Annotated in this window: 11 protein-coding genes; 5 read left to right on the top strand and 6 right to left on the bottom strand. The window is 42.5% G+C overall.

What is annotated here, in order from left to right:
- The first annotated feature begins 55 nt into the window (after window positions 1-55).
- Complete coding sequence (locus tag ABE28_RS22605; RefSeq protein WP_064467152.1) at window positions 56-2125, top strand: SpoIID/LytB domain-containing protein; 2070 nt, start codon at window positions 56-58, stop codon at window positions 2123-2125.
- Window positions 2126-2356: 231 nt separating this feature from the next.
- On the opposite strand, the gene ABE28_RS22600 is transcribed toward ABE28_RS22605, so the two are convergent.
- Window positions 2357-3793, bottom strand: a complete 1437-nt coding sequence (locus ABE28_RS22600) for an alkaline phosphatase (protein ID WP_083232205.1) — start codon at window positions 3791-3793, stop codon at window positions 2357-2359.
- A gap of 90 nt (window positions 3794-3883) precedes the next feature.
- A complete protein-coding gene (locus ABE28_RS22595) occupies window positions 3884-6889 on the bottom strand; it encodes a YhgE/Pip domain-containing protein (protein ID WP_064467153.1) in 3006 nt (1001 codons plus the stop codon).
- Between the two features lie 475 nt (window positions 6890-7364).
- Here ABE28_RS22595 and secA point away from each other — a divergent pair, with 475 nt between their 5' ends.
- The 3 genes from secA to ABE28_RS22580 all read left to right on the top strand — a co-directional run bounded on the left by secA (window position 7365) and on the right by ABE28_RS22580 (window position 12173).
- Window positions 7365-9743, top strand: coding sequence for a preprotein translocase subunit SecA (gene secA / locus ABE28_RS22590; RefSeq protein ID WP_064467154.1), 2379 nt, complete (start codon window positions 7365-7367; stop codon window positions 9741-9743).
- Window positions 9740-10216 carry an SLAP domain-containing protein gene (locus ABE28_RS22585; RefSeq protein WP_064467155.1) on the top strand — a complete coding sequence of 159 codons (477 nt, stop codon included), beginning with the start codon at window positions 9740-9742 and terminating at the stop codon, window positions 10214-10216. Before secA ends, ABE28_RS22585 begins: the two co-directional genes overlap by 4 nt.
- Before the next feature lie 178 nt (window positions 10217-10394).
- Entirely contained in the window at window positions 10395-12173 is a 1779-nt protein-coding gene (locus ABE28_RS22580; RefSeq protein ID WP_064467156.1) for an LTA synthase family protein, read from the top strand.
- Between the two features lie 275 nt (window positions 12174-12448).
- On the opposite strand, the gene ABE28_RS22575 is transcribed toward ABE28_RS22580, so the two are convergent.
- The 4 genes from ABE28_RS22575 to tagD all read right to left on the bottom strand — a co-directional run bounded on the left by ABE28_RS22575 (window position 12449) and on the right by tagD (window position 16657).
- Window positions 12449-13375: an LCP family glycopolymer transferase gene (locus ABE28_RS22575; protein ID WP_064467157.1), complete on the bottom strand. Its 927-nt coding sequence runs from the start codon at window positions 13373-13375 to the stop codon at window positions 12449-12451.
- 256 nt (window positions 13376-13631) lie between these two features.
- Window positions 13632-14669, bottom strand: a complete 1038-nt coding sequence (locus ABE28_RS22570; RefSeq protein WP_064467158.1) for a C40 family peptidase — start codon at window positions 14667-14669, stop codon at window positions 13632-13634.
- Between the two features lie 433 nt (window positions 14670-15102).
- Window positions 15103-16266: a CDP-glycerol glycerophosphotransferase family protein gene (locus ABE28_RS22565; RefSeq protein WP_064467159.1), complete on the bottom strand. Its 1164-nt coding sequence runs from the start codon at window positions 16264-16266 to the stop codon at window positions 15103-15105.
- Window positions 16259-16657 carry a glycerol-3-phosphate cytidylyltransferase gene (gene tagD, locus ABE28_RS22560; RefSeq protein WP_064467160.1) on the bottom strand — a complete coding sequence of 133 codons (399 nt, stop codon included), beginning with the start codon at window positions 16655-16657 and terminating at the stop codon, window positions 16259-16261. Before tagD ends, ABE28_RS22565 begins: the two co-directional genes overlap by 8 nt.
- 492 nt (window positions 16658-17149) lie before the next feature.
- Here tagD and ABE28_RS22555 point away from each other — a divergent pair, with 492 nt between their 5' ends.
- On the top strand, window positions 17150-19291 hold the full coding sequence (locus ABE28_RS22555; RefSeq protein ID WP_064467161.1) for a CDP-glycerol glycerophosphotransferase family protein: 2142 nt from the start codon (window positions 17150-17152) through the stop codon (window positions 19289-19291).
- Window positions 19292-19303 lie beyond the last annotated feature (12 nt).

The raw sequence follows: 19303 nt of genomic DNA, 5'->3' as shown, positions 1-19303 counted from the left end.
TGATAGAAGTTGAAAATAGTTGAAAGATAACTAGATAGGAAAGAGGTTGAAAAGAATGGGAAGTTTACCAAAGGGTTTATTAATAACTTTCTTTATCATTTTTGCTATATTTCCTACAAATGGAGCAATTGCAGCTAAAGATAATGCAACGATGGAAGTGAAATTGAAGAATTATATTGGAAATATAACGAGTGTCAAACTAACCGCAACAGGGGACTATCAAACTTCCGGAGGAGAGATATTCATCAAGGCAGGAGAAGAGATGAAATTGAACGTGGAATCAGGAAAACTTGCCGTGTATAAAGGTTCGCTTAAACTAGGAATATTTGCTTTATTAAATATCACCCCGGTTAAGGATGATGCCCTGTTATCCCTAAATGGCCGGCCGTATCATGGCTCATTCTTATTTACAGTGGCGGAAGGCTATATTCAGCCTATCAATCATGTGCCTATCGAGGACTATTTAAAGGGTGTGGTCCCGATGGAAATGCCTGCCCTATGGCACCCAGAAGCACTGAAAGCTCAAGCGGTTGCAGCCCGGACATATGCTACTCACCATCAATCGAGATTGATCGATGATACGATTTCCTATCAAGTGTATGGAGGGGCGGAAGGTGACAGCCGTACGGATTCAGCCATTGAACAGACAGCGGGTATGGTACTCAAGCATGATGGAGAAATAATTGAGGCATTCTTTTCCTCAAGCAACGGGGGCGTGACCGAATTGAATTCCAATGTTTGGTCAGGCGGAAACCCTCTAGCCTATTTATCGATTAAACAAGATGCCTATGATCCGAAAACCAAATGGATGATAACTCTTGATAAGCAACAAATCGACCTGTCAACCAAAGACTTAACGAAGCCGGATAAGTGGTGGACAAGTGTACAGGAAAAAGATAAAACGATTGTGCCTAATCTTAAGGCTTGGCTGAAAAGGAATGGTTATAAGAACCGGGATATTAAAATAACGAAGGTTCCCGTTTTAAGCTTTTCTGATAAAAAAACGGGCGGGCGAGCTACGAAGGGGTCCATCCAACTGAATTTCTATGTAAGGGGTCTCGTTGATAAAAGCGGGAAACTCTCCGAGCAAAAAGTGGAGCTTACTAATGTACCGGCTTCAAAAATCAGGGGAATGCTTGGTCGGGATGTGATGAAAAGCTATTTGGTAGACGACATGGCTTCCGATTCTTCCAGAATAGCTATTGAAGGGTCAGGCTACGGACATGGAGTCGGGTTAAGCCAGTTTGGCGCGAAGACAAGAGCGGAGTCAGGTCAAACATATCAGGAGATCTTGGCATTTTATTATCCCAATACTGCTATCATCAAGGAATATGGCGAGGCACCAGAGGTAACGGAAGAGGTTCACACCAATAGTGAGGCATCAATAATGATGAAAGCGAATCCGGATCATGTGAAGGATCAAGTCACCATTGCCTACTCACTTAAAGAAGATGCAGCTGTATCACTCATGATTAAAGATGGTGAAGGCAGAACGGTAGCTACTCCAATCAGTAACCAATCATTGAAAAAGGGAAGCCACACGGCGGTCTGGAAAGTGAGTGATGTAGGCGATGGTCCATATACAGCAGCAGTATCTGCAAGGGACAGAAGCGGAAATGAAGCAAGGGGGACACTGGAGATCGACTTAAGAAAAGATACGTCGGCACCCATGATTACCGATGTCGAAACAACGGGTGACTACAGTACCGAAAAAGTGAATATAGCATTTACGATAAATGAAGATTCGAAATTGGCCGTGGAAATCAAGAACAGCAAAGGTAAAGTGGTGGGGGTCCTTGCCGAAAGGCAGTTCAGTAAAGGGCGTCAATCAGTTAACTGGGATTTTGGAAATATATCCGACGGGATGTTCACGGTCTTGATATCGGCCAAGGATGGGGGAGTTAACCCGAATGCCGTATCAACACAATTCCCGATCAGGAAGACGACAGGCATCGTGACAGCAAGCGAATTACTTATAAAAGAAAAGGCGAATCCAACTGCTATTTCCATTGGAACGCTATATGAGGATCAAGCTCTAACGATATTGGCTCAACAAGGTGAGTGGTATAAAGTGAAAAAGGGAAGCCAAGTCGGATTTGTGCCCAAAAAACATGTAAAGAAATGAAGGTTAAAGGCACTGCACTTCATTCATGAATGATGGATCATCTCAATCGCTGATATTTCACCAACAACGTCCATAATGAAAAGGAAGAGTGAGGACTAAGAGCGTTTCATTGCACTTCAGCCTCTCCCTTATCCTAAGGCGGTTGTGGAGCGGTCATGATTTAATGATTGTGTAAAAAAATGAATAAAAAAGAGTGCTGCTGGCAACCTTCACCATAAGCGGGGAATGTATTCATTCCTCGCTTTTTGCTTTGTGTTCACCAGGTGTGAACGGGACGCCGGCAGCTTTTGTGATGATTTTAGAAATATCGGTATTTTCAATGACCCCATCTATGTTTTCACTGCCTGGACCTGCGGCAAAAACGGGAATCATATTGGCTGTGTGACCTCCAGTTGAGCTGGCAGCGCGAATGCTCCGGTCAGCTACACCAGCTTTATGGTGCCTGGCGATGGTGCTGCCGATTTCCCAATCAATTCGATGCTGCGGGTAGACGAGCGTCCGATTCTTTCTAACATTGTCAATGAATTGACGCACTTCTTGATCGGTAAGGGATATATGGGCATGTTTCTTGAATACGGAAGCGACACTTTCTGGATTGATTTCATTATTTCCATTGAATGTAAGCTGTTTGGACATATATTCAGTTGATACCGGGATTTTTTTCAATGCCGCAATATCCATCGTTTCCGAAGCAGATATTCCCATTGTTTCATGGTCGGCCAGCACAACGATTAATGTATCATTTCTGTTCTTGGCCCAATTCATAACCTCTTTCACGGTCTGATCGAATTCGATCGTTTCCTTCCATATGCCTGTGAAATCGGCTGCATGCTCCATCGAGTCAATCCGTGCGCCCTCTGACATCAAGAAGAACCCCTTATCACCCTTGGATAAAGTTTGGATCGCTTTGGCGGTCATTTCGGGCAGTGATGGTTCTTGGGAATTCAATACTTCCTTATCAAGCTTGAAATTCATATAAGTGGGGTGAAATAGCCCCAATAGTTTTTTTGTTTTATCCATGGAACTGAGTTCCTCTTTAGTCGTTGCAATCCCATAGCCCGCATTTTTGAATTTCTTGATTAAGTCCACGCCGTTTTGCTTATCTGCGCCAAAATAGCTGGCGCCTCCGCCGAGAATGACATCAATTCGGTTGTCGAAGAGCTGCCTCGCGATATGGGCGCTGCCTGTCCACCGGTTCGGTACACTTGCACCAAAGGCCGCAGGGGTGGCATCTACGACCATATTGGTCGAGATGATCCCGACTTTTTTGCCATCGTTTTGAAATGCATCCAATACACTATCCACCTCATTGCCATTCACATCGACGCCGATTGACTCATTGTTGGTTTTGACGCCAGTGGCAATCGCGGACCCGCCAGCAGCGGAGTCGGTCACGTAATTATTGGCGGAATAAGTGCGCATCAAGGCTACGTGCTCCAGTTTTTCCATATGCAATGCACCTGTTTTACCGTACTCCAATTGCCGGGCAATTTCTATGGCACCTAACCCCATGCCATCGCCGATTAGCAAGATGACATTTTTCGGTGTGTTTTTCGTTTCAGCCTGAATGGGGTGGGAGATGCCGATTAGGCAGGAAAGAATGAGTAACCCAAAGCGCTCGGGCTGGAAAAGTTTTTGAAGTAATGATGATTTTTTTGATATTTCCATTATCTATAACCCTCCGTTTGCTATGTGTCTCCCTATTATTTGTAAAAGTCCATAAAAAATCCCCTCCTGATATTCAGGAGGGGATGGGCGTCATGCTTCCACATGTGCTTGTTGCGATGTGCGCCTTGTCTTGAACCAGATCGCTGTTAGCGAAAGAAGGATAAACACGAGAAGGAAGGCGCCAAGAACGCTTACACTTGACCAAAATAATTCATGATTGTTTAAGGTTATCATTGATTTAAAGCCATTGATTGAATGCGTAAGCGGAAGAAAATGACTCATTCTTTCCAGGTTTTCAGGAAGCATCTGAACAGGCAAGCTTGAACCAGTTGTGGATAGTTGTAAAACTAGGAATGCAAATGCAATGAATCTGCCTATATTACCTGCCAGTACGACTAGGAAAAACACGATCGCCAGGAAGGTTAAGCTGACGAATATCGCGAATAAAACCAGCAGGATGCCATTCGTTAACGTTGATTTCAAATAAAAGGAAGCGAAAATGGAGGCGATTAGCGCCTGTGCCGCGGCAAACACCGCCATCGTTCCTAGCTTATTGGCATACCATCTGAAGCCCGAGACTTCTGTAATGGCAGGCTTTTGTAAGTCGAAAAGACATGCCATGACCAAAACACCTACAAATAGCGCTAATGAAAGGATATATGGCGCATTAGCATAGCGATATTTAGGGAATGCATGGATGGCCTCCCCGCTCAATTGGACAGGTGCGGCGAACATGGCGATATTTTGCTCATTCGCATGGATGTTACTCAATTTACCGGCGCCGCCTGAAAGTCCAGCCGCCAGCTCCTTGCTGCCATCTTTGATTGCACCCAACCCGCCATCGACTCGTTGGACACCATTAGCTAAAGGGCCCCAACCAGCTTTTACGGTGTTCGTACCGTCACTTACCTGGATCATCCCTTCATTCAATTTATATGCACCGGCTGTTAACTGATTCCAGCCAGCCTTTACGGTTTGGTTACCGGCAGCTACGGCTCCGGTTCCGGCTGTAAGCTCACCAGTCCCGTCAGCCAGTTTGCCTGAACCATTTGCTAGTTCGTTACTTCCGGAAGCTGCTGACCGGATGCCATCGGCAAGTGCAACCGAGCCATCAGCCAGTGTGCTCGTGCCTTCAGCCAATGCTTTATTGCCATCAGCCACCGAACGGGTACCGTCTGCCACCGCGCTTGAGCCAGCAGTCAAGGCTTCACTTCCTTCAGCTACTGAACGGGTGCCATCGGCAAGTGCTCTCGAGCCGTTTGCCACCGCGCCTGAACCATCAGCCAATTTCTTATTTCCTGAAGCTACTGAATTCGTTCCATCGGCCACAGCTTTCGTACCTTTGGCCAAAGTACCTGAATTATCAGCCAATTCCTCATTACCTGATGCTACACGGCTTGTCCCATCGGCAACCTTTTCGGCACCAGCGGATAGTTGGTTTGCCCCTTGGACGACATCTTGGGTTCCTCCATATACCTTTTTTTGTCCTTCCAGCAACCCATTCAGTCCTGCCTCTAAATCAGTGGAGCCCTCTAAAGCGCCTTTCAATCCCTGTGAAATTTGGTCCGTTCCCCCAGCCAAGGTTGGGGTTTGGCCAGCCAAATCGCTTAAACCTCCCGCGACCATTTCACTTCCAGCTACTAACTGCTGATATTCAGGGCTGTCTTTAAGGCCTGGAACTTGTTCTCCAAGCTTTTTGATACCTTGCACTACATCCTTTGAACCCGGGGCCAACTGGCCAACTGCTGCATTTACGGCAGCCGCTCCTTTGGCAGCATTGCTACTGCCAGCTTCCAGTTGTGATAAACCGGACTTCAATCCGTTGCTGCCCGCTTCAACCTTAACGAGGCCATCCAATACTTGCTTTGCTCCTCCATTCAAATCCTTTACGCCAATGACTAAACCCTTCGTGCCCAAGTTTAACTCTTGAGCACCATCGTTCACTTTATTGGCGCCACCGGATAATTCCTTAGCACCAGCAGAAAGGGAGCCGGCACCATCATTCACCTGTTGTGCACCATCATTCACTTTATTGGCACCCCCGGATAATTCCTTTGCCCCGGTATAAAGGGAGCCTGCTCCATCCTTTAGGTTTTGAGCGCCATCATTGACTTGATTGACGCCTCCGGTTAACTTCCTTGCCCCTGCATATACGGCATGTGCGCCATCATCCACCTGGCTGGCCCCGCCACTAAGCTTTTGGGCTCCCGTATTGGCTTGAACAATGCCGCCGGTGAGCCTTTGGGCACCGGAATTCAATTCGGTCATGCCTACATTCAATTTTTGGGCACCTGCATTTAATTTCCGGGCGCCGCCGTTTACCTGCTGCATACCGGTATCGACTTGGTTAGCGCCATCCGCCAATTTACCGATATCCGCTTGCTTACCGGCCAATGAGCTGTACATGGTTCCGGTTCCGACTTTTAATTGGGCTGCACCCCCTGCCAGCTTTTCGATATCAGGAGCTTTTTGCTGCAACGATTCGAGGATTTGGGCCGTTCCGGTTTTTAGTTTCCCAGCTCCGTCATTGATTTTTTGTGAGCCACCAGCTCCGTCGTTGAAACCGTTTTCAATTCCGGCCATTTGTGAGAGAAGGGCGGTCGTATAACTGGCCGTCACTTTATTCGACAGATTCTCACGAATGCGTTCAGTGGCGCTTTTGGTGACTTGAGCCGCCATGTAATGCAGCCCTTCGTTCTGAATGTATGTTAATTCAGGTTTAACAGGATTTTCGTCTAAGACCGTCGTTACATTCTGAGAGAAGTTTTCCGGAATTTCGATGACCATATAATAGTCTGTATTCTCAAGCCCTTTCTTTGCCTTTTTATCATCGACAAAATCCCAGCCAAGGGTATCACTTTTCCTTAGCTCCGCTACTAAATCTTTACCGACATTAACCGGTTTATCTCCCAGCGTACTACCTGCATCCTTATTGACTACGGCAACCGGCAAATTAGACAAATGATCGTACGGACCCCACTTTGCAGTTAGAATGATTGCTGCGTAAATGAATGGAATGAATAAGACTGCTAGTATGGCGATGATCCAACCAGCCTTATTTGTGGAGCCGCTAAACTGTAACCCTGAACCTTTCATACATTACCCCCTACATACTTGATGATTATGAAATGGGGTGGGAAATGTCCCGCTCCAATTCATAACACAGTATATTCTGACTGGATTTGCTAAATCCTCCTTCAATGTTACAAATTTTTTTAAGATTTATCCTGATAATTAGTAAGAAAGTATTAAAGAATAATGTTTCATTTGTCTAATAAACGCTCCTTTAGTCGGATTTGAAAATGAAAAATCAATATGAGTGGGTATTCATTCATTAACTTGCCATTGAAGTGATGAAGAAATGTTATATTACTTTTGAAAATCGAATAATATTTTTTGCTTAAAAAAAAGACTGGATTCACGGCATGGAGACGATATTGGAGCAAGCGGCAAAATATGAAAAAAGATTTACTATTGATTACAATGTGTAGGTAATTTTTTTATAAACAGTAAATAAATAACTGATATACTTTCAGTAGAGTTCAATTGAAATCGTAGAAGAGGGGACCATATGCTATCGGGTATGAAAAAGTTCTTTAAAGAAAGCTCCAAAGACTTAAAGCGAATAGATAAATGGGTAGGTGCAGTGAATCGGCTGGAGGGTGAATTTGAAAGATGCTCAGATCAAGAGTTAAGGAGAATGAAGGAAAGATTCACAAATGAATTGAATGCTGGTAAAAATTTAAGGGAACTTCAAATCGAGGCTTTCGCGGTCGTTCGGGAGGCTTCTAAACGGGTGTTGAAGCTAAGGCCCTATGATGTTCAGCTGATGGGCGCCTTTGTCCTGAATGAGGGTGCCATTGCCCAGATGAATACGGGAGAGGGGAAGACACTTGTCGCAACTTTACCCAGCTACTTACATGCTTTGCGAGGAAAGGGTGTTCATATCATAACGGCCAATGAGTACCTGGCAAGGCGCGATAAAGAGCTGATGGGACAAATTCATGAATATTTAGGACTATCTGTTGGCTTGAACATTTCCGGCTTGAACGCCGCCGAAAAGCGTGCAGCATATGCGGCAGATATCACTTATGGAACGGCAACCGAGTTCGGTTTCGATTATTTGCGTGATCATATGGTTTTCAGGAGAGAGGAAAAGGTGCAAAGAGGGCATAGCTTTGCTCTTGTCGATGAGATTGACAGCATCTTGATTGATGAAGCACGGACACCCTTGATCATTGCGGGTAAGTCTAGTGAAGGGGCTGCGCTTTATGAAATCACGGCACAAATCATGAAAACCTTTATAGAAGACGCCGATTATGAAGTCTCGATTGAATCGGGTTCTGCCTCATTTACGGATCAAGGTGCTTCCAAAATTGAAGGAGCCTTTGGCATCGACAATCTGTATGACCTGGAGCATCAGGAGTTATTACACAATGTATCTCAGGCACTTAAAGCCTATGTGATCATGAAACGGGATGTAGACTATATTATCATGGATGGTCACATTTCATTGATCGATAAGTTCACGGGCAGGGTCATGGAGGGACGAAGCTTCAGCGATGGTCTTCATCAAGCCATAGAGGCAAAAGAGGGTCTGGAGATTTCCGCAGAGAATGAAACGCAGGCTTCGATCACCATCCAAAATTATTTTCGTTTATATGATTCAATGTCTGGCATGACAGGCAGCGCCCTGCCATCGAAGGCGGAATTCCGGGAAATCTATCAGCTTCCCGTGATTGAAATTCCCGCCAATAACCCCATCATTCGCTCGGATGAGCGGGATTTGATTTATCGGGATGAAATCGGAAAAATCAATCAAATCGTCAAGGCTGTAAAACGAATTCATGAAACGGGAAGACCGATTCTGATCGGAACGACCTCTATCGAGCAATCTGAAAAAATATCGGTTCATTTAGGGCGGGTGAAAATCAAGCATCAGATCCTTCATGCAAAGACGGAACGTGATGAAGCTGAAATCATCGCCAAGGCCGGGCGGAAAAACGAGGTGATGCTGGCTACGAACATGGCTGGTAGAGGGACAGATATCATATTGGATGAAGCCGTGAGGAATCTGGGCGGTCTTCATATCATCGGTACGGAGCGGCATGAAAGCAATCGGGTTGATATGCAGCTAAGGGGTCGTGCCGGGCGACAGGGCGATCCAGGCACCTCGCAATTCATCATTTCTTTGGAAGATGCGTTGTTTAATTACTACGATCGAGAAGAAATGGATCGATACTTAAAGAAAATCAAAACGGATGAAACAGGACTGGTGGTTGGTCCTGCCCCCGATAAGTTCGTGAGGAAGGTGCAGGAAACGGTTGAGCAGCAGCATCAATCAAGCCGAAACCATTCATTCAAGCTGGAGCGTGCCCTGAATGAGCAAAGTGAAATCATTTATGCGATGAGAGATGAGATTCTTGATTTGAAGACGGAACGGCTGCATGCAATTTTATTGGAATATATCGAAAAGTACATTCGCAGGCTCACTTTGAAATATGATCAGGAGAATACGGATGCATCTGGGCCATCCGCCTTAATTGAAGAGCTTTCCTTTGTTCTTCCTTCCTTGGACTGGCAGGAAAGTGATTTTCGCAATGGCGATGTCCAGCTGGTTGAAGCCAAAGCGATGGGTGCGTTAGCCGAATTGAAACCGGTGCTGGACATTTATCAAGATGATCCAGACTGGGATGATCAGGTACGTGCTTTCATCCTGCATCATATTGATTCGAACTGGATGAATCATTTAGACGAAATGAATGGTGTTAAGGAAGGGATTGGTTTAAGCGGATATGGGCAACAGGATCCGTATATGTTGTTTGAACGAGAAGCGCTTAGTCGATTTAACCTTCTGTTGAATAAAATTGAATCGGAAATCAGTGTGCATTTCCTGGAATTCATGAAGAGCAACCAGGAGGATGATGGTGCTATGGAGAGTGATGAATGATGAGTTTCTTTGGGAAAAGGGATAAAGGGATTAATGGGAGGAATGCCATTGCAGCTTCGAATGAACATGACGTTCAGGCTGAATTTGTTCGAACTTCCTTAATGTTCCATGGAGATTGCGACATTACGAAGCAAGAGGAGTATGTCTATAGGTTCCACCATCAAAAGCTGCCAGCGTTAAAGCCCAATCAAATTTCGATTTCCGGGGTGAAGCTTACTAGGGAAGAGGAAGATGTGATCATCGTCGCATTTATAAGAAATTCATTGGAGAAAGCGATCCGGTTTGAAATCGTGGATATAATGATCGTGGATGAAAATGGATGTGTATGGGCAAAAAAAGCTTTTGACCTTTCATCGCTCGGTGAGATACCTGCACTTTCAAGTATAGTATGGCGTTTTTTATTCGAGGCAGGGGATATTTTAGCAGAATCGATCCCTGATGAGGAATGGCAGATTGCATTTGGATGGAAGTAAGTGTAGGGAAAAACGACTGTGAAATTCAAGGATTTATGGCCTTCATCCTTCGATGGAGGCTTTTTTTGTGCCATTCCGGCTGCAATATCTCATAAATGGCAACGCTAAGTAATATTTATAAGAATCTTCCGTAACCAGGCTTCACCCTGGAAATCATGAAGAGGAAAGTGGCAGGAGCATGAAGGATAACCTAAACAAGCGATTGAAGGAGCGGCTATTCGAAGTTTTGTCGGTATCAATCGTGACCATGCTTTTCATTTATACGAATGCCAATATGGGCAATCATCTCTCTATCGGGATCCTCACAATCATCATAGGCATATCAGGCTTTATTGTTTATTTGAAGGAGTGGATAGTGAGCAGGATCGTGAAAGGCGTGGTTTTTTCACTGTTCCTCCTTTCGATCATGTCCTTTTTCATGGCCGATATTTGGTTTTATCGTTATTACGCGACACCCATGAATTCTTATTTGTGGATGCAAAAAAGCAACCTGAATGGGTTGGGTGAAAGTATATTCAGCATGATGGACTTGAAGGATGCCATCTTCCTCCTCGTGGGCATTCCCATCGCAGAGTCTTTCATGAAGAAAAAATACCCCCTCAAGCACATGGCTTTAATACCGGCACTGCTATTCCTGATGGTCGCGGGACTTAAGCCAATAAAAAATATTTTCATCGATAAGGTCGATATAACCCGGCGCTATGAGGCGAATACATTTTTGCGCAACTGGGGTCCGATTGGGCATCATGCATTGGATACATATTCCTTTTTTTCTGACTCAGGCAAGAAGGTGATGTCAGCGAATGATAAAAAAGCCGTTTCCGATTACTTCAATAATAAAGCAAAGCTTGTTCATGATTTGTCAGGCTCGTTGAAAGGAAAGAATCTCATTCTTATCCAAGTGGAGTCATTACAGGCCTTTACGCTATTTCAGAAGAGTGGAGGCCAGGAAGTCACACCCTTCATGAATGAGCTTGCCAAAGGCGGATTGTATTTTCCGCATGTATATCCTCAGACAGTATTCGGGAATTCGTCTGATGGCGAGCTGATCGCGAATACCGGTTTATATCCTTTGAAGCAAGGCGCTACTTTTTTTCGGTTCCCTTATAATGCCTTTCCTGGTCTTGCTAAAGAATTAAAAAAGACGGATTATCAAAGCTTTGCCTTCCATGGGGACGAGGAGGACTTTTGGAATCGCCAGCATGCGTATCCTTCATTGGGGTTTTCCGACTATTTTTCGATAGAGGATATGCAGCAAGATGAGATGATATCGATGGGGTTGGGAGACCGCAGCTTCTTCAATCAAAGCTATAAGATCTTAAAAGATAAACAAGGTCCTTATTATGCCTTTTTTGTAACATTGACAAGTCATGTACCTTTTTCGCTGCCGAAGGAAAGAATAACATTGAAACCTGAGGAGGGAAAGGAAGAAAGCTACCTGACTAAATATTTCGAGGCGATGCATTATACGGATTCGGCCATCGGCGGATTCATTAGTAAGTTGAAGGATGCAGGCAAACTGAAAGATAGTGTGATCGTGATATACGGTGATCATGATGGGCTATTTTTAAAAGATAAGCATGAGGTAGAAGGGTACTATGGGCATAAGATTAGTGATGAGGAGTGGATCGAAAAGTATATGCCTATCCCGGTCATCGTGTATCAGCAGGATATGGAAGGAAAAACGATTGAAAAGGTAGCGGGTCAGGTCGATATTTTACCGACGCTTTATGATTTATTTGATATTAAGAGCTCTACATACTTTGGCGAAAGCATGCTGAATGGTGAGGCGGGAGGTGCCTTGATATTGAAAGGGGATTATGGCTCCCAAATGAAAATAAATGCAGAAGGCAAGGTAGAAGAATTTTCACCAAAAGATCAAAAGGAGATCGATCTGAGTGATCAAGTAATCCTTACCGACTATTTTAATCAATCGGGGATTGAAAACACTAGATGATTAATGACTTTTCAAATAATTTAGTAGGGAAACTTGGACCTTTCCATTCCGCTGCAGGCACTCTATGCAAAGGCGGTAGGGGAGCCTTTTCGTTCCGAATCTACACTGGAGCGTATATCCCGCAAGAGTCTCGCCAATGAAAATTCCGAAAGGACTTGCCGCTCTCCAATCAAGGAAGGGTAGACCAACAAAAAACCAAAAGGGTTACGGTATGAGACCATTCCGTAACCCTTTTGCTCTGAGGTATGGGAGGATGGATCTCCATCCTCTTCAGGTTATAATCCCAAATGTGTTTTGATCCGGTTTTGGGCCTCAAGTTTTTTATCGTCGGGGACAATGTTGTAAAAGATGCCATTCACTCGTTGATTGTCACCTTGAAGTGTATATTGTTCAATATTCTTCAGTGAAGATTTATAGTTATTCTGGATGCTGAGCATTTCGTTGAAGGTTAAATTGGTTTCAACGTTTTTCCCTAATGCTTTGAAGATATCATCATAATTGGTGAGTGTCGAAAGGCTTGAACCCTTTTTCATGACAGCTTGGATAACCTGGCGTTGCCGCATTTGGCGTCCATAATCACCGCGAGGATCTTCCTTACGGATACGGGAATAAATCAAGGCCTCTTTCCCATTCAAATCAATGGTCCCTTTTTTGAAGTTATAGCCTTTGTAAGCAAGGTCCATATCATTATCGACGGTGACACCGCCGACAGCATTGACGATATCTTGGAAACCTTCCATGTTCATTTTGACGTAATAATCGATCGGAATGTCGAGATACGCTTCGACTGTGTTAATCGACATGGAAACTCCGCCGAATGCATAGGCATGATTCATTTTATCATTCGTGCCTTTACCGATGATTTCTGTACGTGTGTCTCTTGGCAAACTCAATAATTCAATGGATTCCTGTTTAGGATTGACTGTCATGACAATCATCGTATCTGATCGACCTTTGTCATTTTTCCTTTCATCCACACCAAGGATAAGCACGGAGAATGGATCTTTGCTTTTGAACTTGATATCATCTACACGCTTATCCGTTTTATGCTCCGTGCCCTGCATCGTTTGAATTGCGCCTGCCAGGGATTGATAAACGGACGCGGCATAAACACCTGCGCCTATGAAAAGGATAAGTAAGGTAAAGCCGATTATTTTACGCGTTTTGCGTTTCTTTTTCTTTAATTTACGTTCAGATCTCATCTATATTCCTCCCTGAACCATCCTGCTATAGTGGAGGGCATGAAAAAGTACCCAGTACTAACTATACCTTTTTTCTGGTGAAAATAGAATAGTATGTTTTTGTAGGTAGAGTTCAATTTTACCTATTTTCAATCAAAAAAACGAAGGATGTCAGTAACTGATCCCTTCGCCGCCGTTTTTTTATTCTAAGGAATGGGGATGTGTCGTTTTGACATGAAAATGTCCAGGCCATAAGTGCAAGCCTGGACATGGCAAGTTATAAACTTTTATAACCAATGATCCTGCTCTGGAAATAAGAGTTTGAAGTAGAAGTGATTGTTACGCCCTTGCTTGACGAGGCGTGGATGAACTGACCTCCACCCAAGTAGATGCCCATATGGCTAACTACGTGTTTATTTGAACCGGTTGCAAAGAAGATAAGATCACCGCTTTTTGGTGAACTAACACTTTTGCCCATATCATAGTATGTGGAAGATGAAAGCCTGGAGACTTCATATCCGGCCTTCTTGAATGTATAGTAAATGAAACCGCTGCAATCGAATCCCGATGGTGAGGCGCCAGCCCACGAATAAGGTGTTCCAATCAATTTTTTCGCTTCGGAAACGAGCTTGGTAACTTTGCTGCCTGAGCTTGGTGCCTCCACCTTGTCATCATTTGTACTTGGAGTGGCAGAACCGGATGTTTTGCTTAATTTTAGTTTTTGCCCCACTCTGATTAAGTCCGAGTTTAACGAATTGGCCGCTTTAAGCTGCGCTACTGATACATTGGTCTTTCTGGAAATTCCTGAGAGAGTGTCACCTTTCACCACAGTGTAGGTAGCCGAATTCACTGGGGTCTGTGCATCATTGGATGGCTTGGAGCTGTTGGGTAATTCAACGGTAGTGGTTGTAGATGATTTAGATACGATAAGTTTGGCGCCTGCATAAATTCTGTCGGATTTAAGGTTGTTCAATTTCATCAATTCAGCTAGTGTCAGGTTATGCTTGTTCGCTATCCGGGTTAACGTATCGCCAGAGACAATGGTATATGTGGTATTCTTTGTTTTTTTCATGGAAACCGAAGAATTGTTTGATGTTGTTTTGGAGTTTGATGTCAATAATTTTTGATTGATTTTCAAGAAGTCGGTTTTTAGATGATTAAGCTGTTTTAAGTCTTGTACCGTCGTATTATGCTTCTGTGCAATTTTGCTTAAGGTATCGCCGCTTTTGACCGTATATGTACTGGCAAGGGCAGGAGAAACAAAGGTTGAAGATAAAATGGCAATTGTCGAAAATGCGACTACACTTTTTTTCAAGATTTTCCACCTCTAATATGTCTTTTTCCCTATTCTATCAAAATAAATGGGCGGAAACATATTACATTTTTGTTACAAGAGGAAAATAGTAGTATTATACTGGTTTATATTGGTTTGATTTTGTTGATTAAACCAACAATATTTTCTATATTGTGAGTCTTTTTTCATGTTTTTACTCAGGTCAACGAATCTTGTCATACGCTGTTAAAATACCACTGATTTACTTGTTAATTGACAGTGAAAAATTCCCACAATATTTCATGAAAACCACGGAAAGAAGCCTTTTCCACCGGGTAATTTTATAAAGGGGGTCCGTAGAGCGCTGATTTCATAAAATTGTAGCGGACATTCGAAGAGAAATTCACAAGGGGTCCGGAATTTAAGATTCGAACCCAAAGTGACCCACTTCAAATTATGAAGTGGGTGAATGAATTTATTTAAAGAGAAAGTCAACTACATTCCGACTTGAGCTTCCAGTCGAGTATTGATTCCATTTTTGGTTAAAGGGAGCGATTTTCTTTATGGAGTGCTCGGCGGCACGGATTTCCTTCACAAGCTCTTTCGTAGTGGATACAACTGGCCCTGGCATGGATGAGGTGTAATCCTCCCAAAAGCCCCGCTCCTGTACATACGCAGCTAAATCGTACGCATAGAATATCATCGGTCTGTTTAAAAACGAGAATTCAAACGGAATGGAAGAGTAATCGGTTATTAAAAGGTCGGTGCTAACCAGCAGCCGATTGATATGAGTATCACTAGTGACGGAATAAACGAAGCCAGGGAATTTGCGCTGCAAATCATGATCTGCTTTAACAGCTGGATGCAGTTTAAGCAATAGTGCATAATTTTCGTCTTGCAGTTCCTTAGACAGTAATTCCAAATCGAGTGCAATCTCTCCATCATTCAATCCGTCATTACGAAAAGTAGGGGCATATAAAATGATTTTCTTATGCTCCAGTTCCGGAAAATTAGCTAGAAACGCACTGCGTGCCGAATTTTTTGCTTCAATATCAAAAAAGAAATCGGTTCGGGGAATCCCGGTCTTCACTATGCGGGATGCCTCTAACTGAAAACTTTCTTGATAAATTTCTGCCATTCTCTCTGAGCCTGCCGTAACATAATCGAACTTGTCATATACATCTAAAAATCTTTTCCTTGCACCGGCGGAACGGTTTTGAATGGAAGGATCTTTTGCACCGAATTGTTTAACGGCACCTGCTGCATGCCAAACTTGTACACATTTAACTTGCTTTTTGAATGATATGGCAGAAAGAAAGCCAAAATAATTATCAATGATGATCCATTTCGATGTAGCGAGATGGTAAATCGATTGAAGCAGGGCCATGATATTTTTTGATTCAAACGGAAGGACGATGGATTTCCCACCGTCCTTCACATGTATAAGACTGCCTGGTTTCATTAGAAACACTTTCTGGGCAGGAATGTTCTGCTTGTCCATTTCATCCGCAATATATTGGCAATTATCCCCAAATGATGTGACGAAGGTCGTTTTGTCATGTAAAGGAAAAAGCTTAAAGATAGCGAATGAAACCTTGAAGCAAAAAAGATATATCGCTATAGCGAATTCTTTAGCCATTGGTAACTTGCAGAAGGTCATCTTTAATTTGGGAGGTCGAAATGCCGATTGTTCTTGGAAGGTAGACCACTTCACAAACTTCAGCCAATTCATCGAATTTACCTTTCCAGTCATCTCCCATTACAAAGATATCTACACCTTCACGAAGGATATCTTCCTTCTTTTGAGCCCATTTGTTTTCAGGTATGACTTCGTCCACATAGCGGATCGATTCAAGTATCATTTTTCTATTTTCAAAGCTATGATAAGCTTTTTTATCTTTTAAAGCATTAAATTCATCCGTGGAAATGGCAACGATAAGATAATCTCCTAAATCTTTTGCGCGCTTCAATAGATTGATATGACCCCAATGAAGCAAATCAAAGGTACCATAAGTGATTACTTTCTTCATTTTTATTCCTCCTGCTTATATTAAAATAATTTTTTCACAGTCGTCACGAAGCAACGAACAGTGAAAAGAATATGCTTGATATTTGGCTTGGACCAATCAATTATATCGCATGAACTTTACAAAAGAATCACATATTTTTTACATTTCTGTGTAAATTCGATGTGATCATTGATTTGTCAATCAAGAACGGGTAGCTGGAATTCAAGTATAACATATATCTTATTTCTTAAAAGAGATAGTATATTTCATTTATGTTAAAAAGTGCTAGTCAAATAGACCGGATATGTTTTTTTTGCTAGACTTGTTTAGGTTTCCTTTATTATTCGAGACAAGGATTTTGGATGCAGCAACTTCAGGGGGAAATTTATTTCCTCATTAATAAAATGAATGAATTTAGGTAAAAGTAAGTTTGAAATCAGATGTTTGTAATCCTATAATATTCTTATTTGAAGCACATATCATGTCTGCAGCCGAGAGGGGAATTACTTCAAAATGGAGAATTATATTTTAAAGAATCGAACAGTGATGAATGTCCGCCTTAAAGAAGATGTTTATTATATAGAAATTGCCATGAAACAAAGTTTTCTTGAGGGGTTGGAAGATTCCTCGTTTATATTAACGAATCGATATAATGTTGATGATGAAATTCGTTTGGATTTTTATGTGAAGAACAAAATGAATGATTATATATTATTTGAAGTGAAGCTGCCTTATGATTCCCAGCAGGAACGCCTTGTGGATGGTGAAATGTGGGACTTGCACATCGTTCGCCAGATTGAAGGCCAACCTGTCAAATCAAGGATAAAAAGTAACGATCGCCAACTTAATTTCTTTTCCATCCTGCATGAGGAACGAAAGAAAATGTTTTATCCATTGGCGACTAAAAAAGGGAACCTATCCTTTTTTGCAAATGATTATAAATTGTTTTCCTTCATTGAAGATATTGAGCTTCGAAAGGATGGAATGCTTGGCTTCAAAGGGCATTTTAATTACCCCCCACTATTTCAAACAGATGAAATTCAATTCGAAAAAGTTGAACTGCTTGTCAGGAATAATATAAATGATGATGAAATGACCTTCCCTTTAACATCTCTTGACCGAAAGGACCTCCTTGAAGCATTCCCTGGAATCAAGCTTCATGAGCATATTGGATTTCAAGGTGATGTCGACCTGCGCTCCGAGATGGATGTAGAGCAACCGAAGTATTTCATGTTCCATATCGTTATGCACTATAAGAAGGATGGGAAAATGGAAGAACTAAGAAGCGTCCGGATGAAATGCGTTAATCTGAAGGGTCTGCCTGAACATAGAATTATAAAAATTAATGATAAAATGATACAATTGATACTAAAAGCTACCAAATTATCGAAGTTCCTTTCTTTATCGGCAAATAAATATAACTATAAAGCGCAGATCATTAAAAAGGCAAAAAGCAAATGGGTAAAGACACGAAGAAGCAATCGATTGAAAAGGTGGTATAAATCCGCGTTTGCAGCCGTTAGCTTGTTCATTCCAGTCCATAAAAAATTGGTCGTATTCGAAAGCTACCATGGCAAGCAATATAGCGATAGTCCCAGAGCCATATATGAATACATGAAAGTGAATAATCCGGAGTATAAATTGGTATGGAGTGTCGATCGCGCTTCAACTAAGTATTTTTCTCAAAAAGACGTTGAATATGTCAGGCGTTTTTCCATCCGGTGGTTATTAATGATGACGAGGGCAAAATACTGGATTAACAACGTAAGGTTTCCATTATGGATTCCGAAGCCTAAACATACAATTTATATTCAAACTTGGCACGGAACGCCCCTTAAGCGTCTTGCAATGGATATGGATGAAGTTCACATGCCGGGAACAAGTACACATAAATATAAAACGAACTTCCTGAAGGAAGCAAGCAACTGGGATTACCTGGTTTCGCCCAATGCGTATTCGACCAAGATTTTTCAAAGGGCATTCCAATTCGATAGGAAGATGATCGAGTCAGGATACCCCCGTAACGATTTTTTGTATAGATTTAACAATGAAGAAAAGATAAATGAGCTTAAAGGAAAATTCAATATTCCCCTTGATAAAAAAATCATCTTGTATGCACCGACATGGAGAGATAATCAGTTTTTCAGGAAAGGGAAGTATAAATTCAACTTGGAGCTGGATTTAAAGCGAATGCAGGAAGAACTTGGAGATTCTTACATTGTGATCATGCGCATGCATTATTTAGTTGCACAGAACATGGATCTTTCCGGATTTGAAGGCTTTGCTTATGATTTCTCTCATTTAGAGGATATACGCGAGTTGTATTTGATTTCGGATATATTGGTAACGGATTATTCTTCCGTTTTCTTCGATTATGCAAACTTGAGAAGACCTATGATTTTCTTTACGTATGATATAGAGGACTACCGTGATAACTTAAGGGGCTTCTATTTTGATTTTGAAGAGAAGGCTCCGGGACTTTTGACCCAAACTACGGAAGGACTCATTGAAGAGGTTAATAATATCTCAAGGAGCGATTTCAAGTTAAGTGAACGGTTTGAAGAGTTCTACGAGAAGTTTTGTTATTTGGAATGTGGGGAATCATCTAAACGCGTTGTGAATGAAGTGTTTGAAAAGGGCAATCCTGCTGATTAGCCTGCACATTCA

This window comes from Peribacillus muralis (genome assembly GCF_001645685.2).
GTDB classification, from domain to species: Bacteria; Bacillota; Bacilli; order Bacillales; family DSM-1321; genus Peribacillus; species Peribacillus muralis_A.
This window is presented reverse-complemented; position numbering and strand designations above follow the sequence as displayed.